Origin of the sequence: Novipirellula caenicola, from assembly GCF_039545035.1 — a bacterium.
GTDB classification, from domain to species: domain Bacteria; phylum Planctomycetota; class Planctomycetia; order Pirellulales; family Pirellulaceae; genus Novipirellula; species Novipirellula caenicola.
This window is the reverse complement of record NZ_BAABRO010000035.1, coordinates 22913-30128: the sequence shown is the minus strand read 5'-3', so window position 1 is coordinate 30128 and position 7216 is coordinate 22913. Positions and strand designations below refer to the sequence as shown.

Annotated in this window: 3 protein-coding genes; all 3 read right to left on the bottom strand. The window is 57.4% G+C overall.

Going from position 1 to position 7216, the window contains the following annotated elements; genetic code table 11:
• Positions 1-484 precede the first annotated feature (484 nt).
• A complete protein-coding gene (locus tag ABEA92_RS30470) occupies positions 485-898 on the bottom strand; it encodes an acyl-CoA thioesterase (RefSeq protein WP_345689509.1) in 414 nt (137 codons plus the stop codon).
• A 1155-nt stretch (positions 899-2053) separates the two neighbouring features.
• Entirely contained in the window at positions 2054-3556 is a 1503-nt protein-coding gene (locus ABEA92_RS30465; protein ID WP_345689507.1) for a tetratricopeptide repeat protein, read from the bottom strand.
• Between the two features lie 650 nt (positions 3557-4206).
• Positions 4207-5988, bottom strand: coding sequence for an exosortase U (xrtU, locus tag ABEA92_RS30460; RefSeq protein WP_345689505.1), 1782 nt, complete (start codon positions 5986-5988; stop codon positions 4207-4209).
• Positions 5989-7216 lie beyond the last annotated feature (1228 nt).

Genomic DNA, 7216 nt, shown 5'->3' with positions numbered 1-7216 from the left:
GTGAGGAGTGAGGAGTGAGGAGTGAGGAGTGAGGAGTGAGGAGTGAGGAGTGAGGAGTGAGGAGTGAGGAGTGAGGAGTGAGGAGTGAGGAGTGAGGAGTGAGGAGTGAGGAGTGAGGAGTGAGGAGAAGCGAGAGGGGGAGACATGGAGAGGGGGAGACAAGGAGAGGGGGAGCGTAGCGATCAAATTCACCCTCCCTACGGGAGGGTCGGCCGCTGAAAGCGGCCGGGGAGGGTGGTGAAACACTGTTTGCACGGCCCATTTCTCACACAACGAACCCCACCCAGATCCGGCTACCGCCGTCTCTGACCTCCCCAGAGGGGAGGTGAAATCTGGCAAGCCCTCCTTCTAATCGCAAGCCTGGCACCCCAGCCACGCTCAATCCCGCGATCCCTTCCTTCATTTTTCAATTTACAATTGTCAATTTAACTTTTTCAATCTCCCTCTCTCCCTCTCTCCGTGTCTCCGTGTCTTTCCCCCCCTCTCACCCCTGTCCTTCGTATTGATCCCGTAGCGACTGCGGGACACGCTGCAATTTGCCTTGGCGATCGATCACGGCCAAGGTGACGGTGGCATCGACAATCGCCTCCGGTTCACCCGGTGGATTTTCTCGAGTGATCGAATACTCATGGATGATTTTGGCGGCGGTCACGCGAGCGATGGTGGTGCGGACGGTGATCAGGTCATCATATTTCGCCGGTCGTCGGTAGCGGCAATCAACTCGCACGACGACGACCAGGACACCGGCCTCTTCCATTTCGGCGTAGCAGCCGCCGGAAGCTCGCAAGAGTTCGGTGCGACCGATTTCAAAGTACCGCAAGTAGTTCGAGTGATGGACAAAGCCCATCGGGTCGCACTCGTCATAGCGAACGCGAAGTTCAATCGAGTGTTGGTTCATCGTAAGCAGTTTGTAACAAGTGTAGATGGATTGGCGGCTGCCATTTAACCGTAGCGAAAGTCGCGGAGACTTTCGGTCCCCAGAGCATCCGGAGAAACCGACGATCAGAGTCGTCGGCCAATCATCATAAGCTCGCATACATCTAGCGGAAGTCGCGGGCGGCTTGTTGATTTAGTCGTACGATGGACTTCCTAGTCCGTCGAATGCGCCATTGACGGACTAGAAAGTCCATCATACACCCCTTGCCGCAGGAAACTCCATTAAACCAACAAGCCGTCAAGACTTTCGTCGGCATTGTCGCACGGCTTTCCAAGCCGTTTGCGTGCTTCACTTCGCCTCTGGGGGCCCGCCGTGTTAGAAATAGACTGTGCCATCGAGAAAGTCACCTCTCCCGACGCAGTCGGGAGAGGTCGAGCAGAGCGTATGGCGATTGCTCGGGTGAGGGCCGTCCGAGCAAGTTGAATCGCACCCAGCATCAAGCTAACGCGGTCGGCCCTCACCCGGACGAGGCCTCAAGGGCTCGTCCGACTTCTCCCCGCTTCGCCGGGCGAAGTGACTTGCTGGACACCAGCAAGGGAAGCCGTCATGACTTTCATCAAGGTGGGATAGGTTTCCAACCTGTCATCACGCTGGGCTTAACTGCGAGTTTTCTGCAAGTCGACGACGTAATGATCGCGGAGCGATCAACGACAATGGCATTCGCGTTTCGTAGCTACGCTCGCCAGGGCGTGGAAGGTTGCCATCCATAGCGAATCACCACCTTCTGGCGAAGGTAGCAACCGGAAGCTCGTTCACGGCGCTGCTTCGCCTCTGAGTAGGGCTCGCCGTGTTAGAAATAGACCGTGCCACCATCAGGTCCCTAGCCCTCCCCGGCCGCATCGTGCGGCCGACCCTCCCGCAGGGAGGGTGAAGCCTGCTTCACCTCCCCTCTGGGGAGGTCAGAGTCGGCGACAGCCGTCTCTGGGTGGGGCTCGCAGTGTTAGAAATAGACCGTGCCAGCTTCAGGTCACCACCCCTCCCTGCCCGCATCCGGCGGCCGCCCCCGCCCGCAGGGAGGTCAAACTCAATTCTCCCCCACTCCCTCTCTCCGTGTCTCCCCCTCTCACTTCCCCCCCTCTCGCTTCTCCTCACTCCTCACTCCTCACTCCTCACTCCTCACTCCTCACTCCTCACTTCCCCTTCCCCTCCCCCTCCAGCCTCACGGTGCTCTGCTGCCAGCTCCGGTTCTCCGATTGCCTCGTAGCACACCGCCAGCGACTGGTGGGCGTTTGTCGACAACTCCGGCACCGACAACGCTCGCTCCAGATCAGGGATCGCTTCGTGGTACCGCTGCAATTTCGTCAGGATCTGGCCTCGCGTGTCGTAGAAGTGGGGCGAGGGAAGTGAGACTTGTTTGATCGCCGTCTGTGATAACTTCAGTGCTTGTTCTAGATCCGCTTCCTCTCGCACCGACATCGCCACCGCCAAGTTGTTCAGGATCGCAGCACTGTTGGGCATCAGCTCTGCCGCAATCGTCAAATGCATCGTCGCCTTTTCTGTATCGTCTTTGATCATCGCGGTTGTGCCTTGGATAAAGTGAGCGATCCCCGGCGATGTCCCCTCGATCAACGCGTCCCGCACCGCCGAGATCTCAGCGTCCTGTTCGTCCACCAATCCCAGCACCCGATCCACGACCACGCTCAGCACCCGCGGGCTGTTGGGCGCCACCTGCAACGCTTGCTGTAACAACTGCAACGTCTGCAATTGCCGCTTTTCGGTGCCCTCAGGTGCCTGTTCGATCTCCGCGATCCACGCCAACAGCGTATCGCCCATCGCCATCTGCAGAACCTGGGAATCTTCGGGTTTATCGACTCGCGACACCGCCTTCTGCAGCGTCAGCACGGCGTCGGAATGACGCCGCAGAAAGATTTGATTTTGTGCGACCGCTAACGCCAATCCAAGATTCTTCGGTTCTTCGTTCCATCGTTTTGAAACGGTTTCAAGCGATCTCAGCGCCAGTCGTTCTGCTTGTGTTTCTCGGTTGGCTTGACGGGCAATCGCCGCCGCTCGAAGTCCTTGCATTGGATGGACTTCGGCCAATTGCTCAAGCAGCGGAATCGCCTGGGCCGGTCGCTGCGTTGCGATGAAGTAATCGGCATAAAGTTGTTTCACCCCCAAGTCATTGGGGGATTCCTGATGCAACAGCGCCAGGATGCGACCCAGTTCGGCTTGTTGATCCGATTCGAGCTGTGTCCATTTCCCCTCGGCATACAAATGAGTCAGCAGCCAGCGGGCCGCGGGCGGGTGTTGCCGATGGATCACCAATGATCGCATGAGCTCCGTCGCCTCGTCGCGATGATCCAAGGCATCGCGGGTCAGCGCTAGTCGATACAGCAGCGGGGGATGATCGCTGCGTTCTCTCAATTGCCGGTGGATCACCAATTCGGCGGTCGTGAAATCGTCCGCCTCCCAAGCTTTGGCAAATTGCTGGTCCACTCGATCGGACCGCCAAGTGCTGCCGTCCGAGGAAGCGACCACGCCAAGTACCGCGAGCGAGATCATCAACAGGAATGCGGGGATGCCTTTGGCAGCATCATGCCAAGGCGTCGAGATCGCCCAAGCGTAAACGAATTGGCCCGTCCAACGCAGCCAATGCAGCGGACTAAAGTATTGCAGCATCGCGGATCACCGGTCCCTTTTTCATCGTCGTTGATCGCTCCGCGATCATTACGTTCATTCAAGCCACGTCAAACAATCAACTGCCCCAACGGATCTCACAAAAGATCCCGGCATCTCCAATAACCGTAGTGGATCTTGCTAAAGATCCCATCCACATCATTAACCGTAATGGATCTTGCTAAAGATCCCATCCGATTCAATCTTCGTCCATTTCATCACTTCGTCGCATCATCACCGAGCGGAAGTCGCGGGCGGCTTGTTGATATAGTGGAGTTTCCTGCGGCAAGTGGTGTATGATGGACTTCCTAGTCCGTCAATCGCGTATTGGACGGACGAGGAATTCCGTCGCACGACTAAATCAACAGCCCGTCAAAACTTTCGTCCCACCTCACACCCCCACAACTCACACACCGTCCATCGATTCTCATTCGCGGCGACGCACGTCAGCGGCCCGCGCGTTACCCGGTGCCTTACGGCCCACGGCTCACCGGCGTCATTTGCATTTCGATAACATCAACATCTCGTGCACGAGTCCTACTACTCAATCATTCACATCGCCAATTCGCATCGCATATCAATCAATTTGAGAACCCACTACCTCAGCCGTGTGATCGTCGCAATCTGAATTCAACGTTGTGATCGCGGAGCGATCAACGACTCTCTTTCATCTTGCTGGATAGCGCTGCCACCATCGCTTGGAAATCATCTTGCACACCGCGAAGTGTCTCGGGTGATAGTTTTTTGGGGCTGGTGATCCAAACTTGAAACATCACCATCTCGTCCGATGTGTTTTCGGGTTGATCCGCAGGCGTGAACCGTTGCCCCAGCATTCCCGGTTTCGGTGGCGGCACCATCACTTCGCCATCCGCGAAAATGCCGGCGTAAAACAAATAGCCTTCATACGTTGCCTGCTTGCGAAGACGTGCATAGGCGTAAGGATGCCATGGCGGCGAGTCGGCGGCCTCCTCAGGCGATCGTTGCTCGCTAGTGAGGTCCAGCTCGCTTGACTGCATCGCGATCTCTCGATTCAGCACCCGCCAACCGTCGATCTCGTAACAGAAACAGAGTTCATGCCAACCGAGATAGGTCTGGCTGAGCACGATTTGAGCGGGCAAATCGCCAAGTTTCGCCTGCCACAGATCCGCGTTTTTACCCAGTTGCGGATTGTCATTATTTCGCGACTGTTGGTGGTCCAAAATCTCAAGGGTCTGCAAATGAGCGTCAAAGATATCCTCGCTTGGTTCGACGATCCGGTGCTCGGCCATGAAACCACCGCCATCCCCATACCCCGGGATCGTTAAACTCGATGCCGTCGCAAACGAGACCCCCGTCAACACCAACAATACCGCTGCGGAGGCGAATCGCAATCGTTTGTTTTCCAGCAAGCTGCCAACACGGTCGCTAAGCGTGACGCGTTGTTGTAAGCGAGCCGGTTCATCGGGCAGGCTCGAGTAGCCGACCGAATCGTCCGCAGTGAATCGATAGCGCCGGTCCACCGTGACATTCCATAATCGCAGCAGCGGATTGTAAGTCGATTCGTCATCGTAGGCCGGCGCAGCATGCAGCAGACTGACGATCAAATGATCGAACGACAAAAAACAGAGCAACGCAATCCCCAGCGTCGCGTAGCCGAGCAGCGTATGTGGCCATCCCGTCGCCAGATCGAGCACAAACCAGGCTTCTGCCACCGCCACTATTGTCACCCGCAAAACGTTTCCAAAGATGGCCAGCACCACTGCGGCGACGACGTACATCGGCAACAGCCAAAGTCGACGGCGGTGGTACGCCACCAACAATGTCGCAGCAAACGCCAGCGTGAAGACCGATTGGATCCCGCTACACGCTTCGGCAACAAACAGTTCGCGATTGGGCAATTGAATCACGTTGCCTTGCACCGCATGCGCCACACTTAGAACATCCAACAGCACGCTGGACAACGATGTGGTGATGCTTTGCAGCCGAATGACTACCAATTGATCCATCCCCAACGGCAAACGGACCATCGGTAGCAGAGGAACCGCCACCGCAATCAAGCGGCCACCGCCAAGTCCCGATTGAGAGCTGAAGAAGGCGAGGACAAGAAAGACGAATCCGATACAGCTGACCCAAGGCGAACCCAGTCGAAACGAAGCCGCGGCAAGGACAAACGCAGCCGCCAAGGCACCCCAGGCGAGGGCGCCGCGAGGACCATGCAGTGGCCGCTGGACGCGGGAGTAGCCAATCGCAGCGACCGCAAGGAGAGCGAAGGGGAAAAAGCGATAATGCTCGAGGTTCCAAAGGTTCAGCAAGTAGGAAACGAGCATCGGCAGGAACGGCAGTGTCAATGCGGCCCAAAACCCGATCCAAACCGCATTGGGACGATGGGTTTCGTAAGTAGTGGAATCCGAAAGCAATTCCGTATCCAAAGCAGCGGAAGGATCGATGGTGGCCATATCATCCAGCTATTGACGAATTCAGGGAGCGAGGAACGAGCGTCGGAACCGGGCAGGAAACGAAGGAAATCGTTTTGGAGGGGAGAGTACGATGAAGCCGGAAAACGGCAAGAAATGAGCTTGCGTGCACCAGCACCGCCAGAGCATCCAGGTCAACGTGGCTAGCAGAGTGGCGATCAACCAGTAGCCTATCTTACTACGCCTGGGGGGGCATGTAAGGGGCCGCTTCCGAATTCCGCAAAGTAGTACAGGCTGCCAGTCTGTCAAGAATCGAAGTCACCAAGTGAAATGACCTTCCAGCCCCTCCCCGCCCGAAGAAAGGGTACCCTAGATTTCACCTCCCCTCTGGGGAGGTCAGAGTCGGCGGTAGCCGTCTCTGGGTGGGGCTCGGAGTGTTAGTGATAGACGGTGCCAGCTAAGGTCCCCACCCCTCCCCGCCCGCATCCATGCGGCCGACCCTCCCGGAGGGAGGGCGAAATCTGCTTCACCTCCCCGCTGGGGAGGTCAGAGTCGGCGGCAGCCGTCTCTGGGTGGGGCTCGGAGTGTTAGTGATAGACGGTGCCAGCAAGAAAGTCACCTCTCCCAACGCAGTTGGGAGAGGTCGAGCAGAGCGGATGGCGACTGCTCGGGTGAGGGCCGTCCGAGCAAGTTGAATCGCACCCCGCATCAAAATAGCGCGGTCGGCCCTCACCCGGACAAGGCCTCAAGGGCCCGTCCCACCTCTTCCCGCTTCGCCAGGCGAGGTGACTTGTTGGGCGCCAGCAAGTGGCTTGTAGCGGAAGCCGCGGGCGGCTTGTTGATTTAGTCGTACGATGGACTTCCTAGTCCGTCGAATTCGCTATTGACGGACTAGAAAGTCCATCATACACCCCTTGCCGCAGGGAACTTCATCAAATCAACAAGCCCTCAAGACTTTCGTCGGCATTGTCGCACGGCTTTCCAAGCCGTCAGCGTGCACCGCGATTGAAGGTCATTACGAGAGGGACCGTGACCAATGAGCAGAACATCCACGGATCGCGGATCCAGCTTAGAAAGCTGGCCGACAATGACCTGGTTTCGGGGGCTCGCAGTGTTAGAAATCGACCGTGCCAGCGAGAAAGTCACCTCTCCCAACGCAGTTTGGGAGAGGTCGAGCAGAGCGTATGGCGACTGCTCGGGTGAGGGCCGTCCGAGCAAGTTGAATCGCACCCAGCATCAAGATAGCGCGGTCGGCCCTCACCCGGACAAG

Coding starts and splice junctions, on each gene's coding strand:
- xrtU (WP_345689505.1), bottom strand. CDS start 5,988: ATGGCCACCATCGATCCTTCCGCTGCTTTGGATACGGAATTGCTTTCG.
- ABEA92_RS30470 (WP_345689509.1), bottom strand. CDS start 898: ATGAACCAACACTCGATTGAACTTCGCGTTCGCTATGACGAGTGCGAC.
- ABEA92_RS30465 (WP_345689507.1), bottom strand. CDS start 3,556: ATGCTGCAATACTTTAGTCCGCTGCATTGGCTGCGTTGGACGGGCCAA.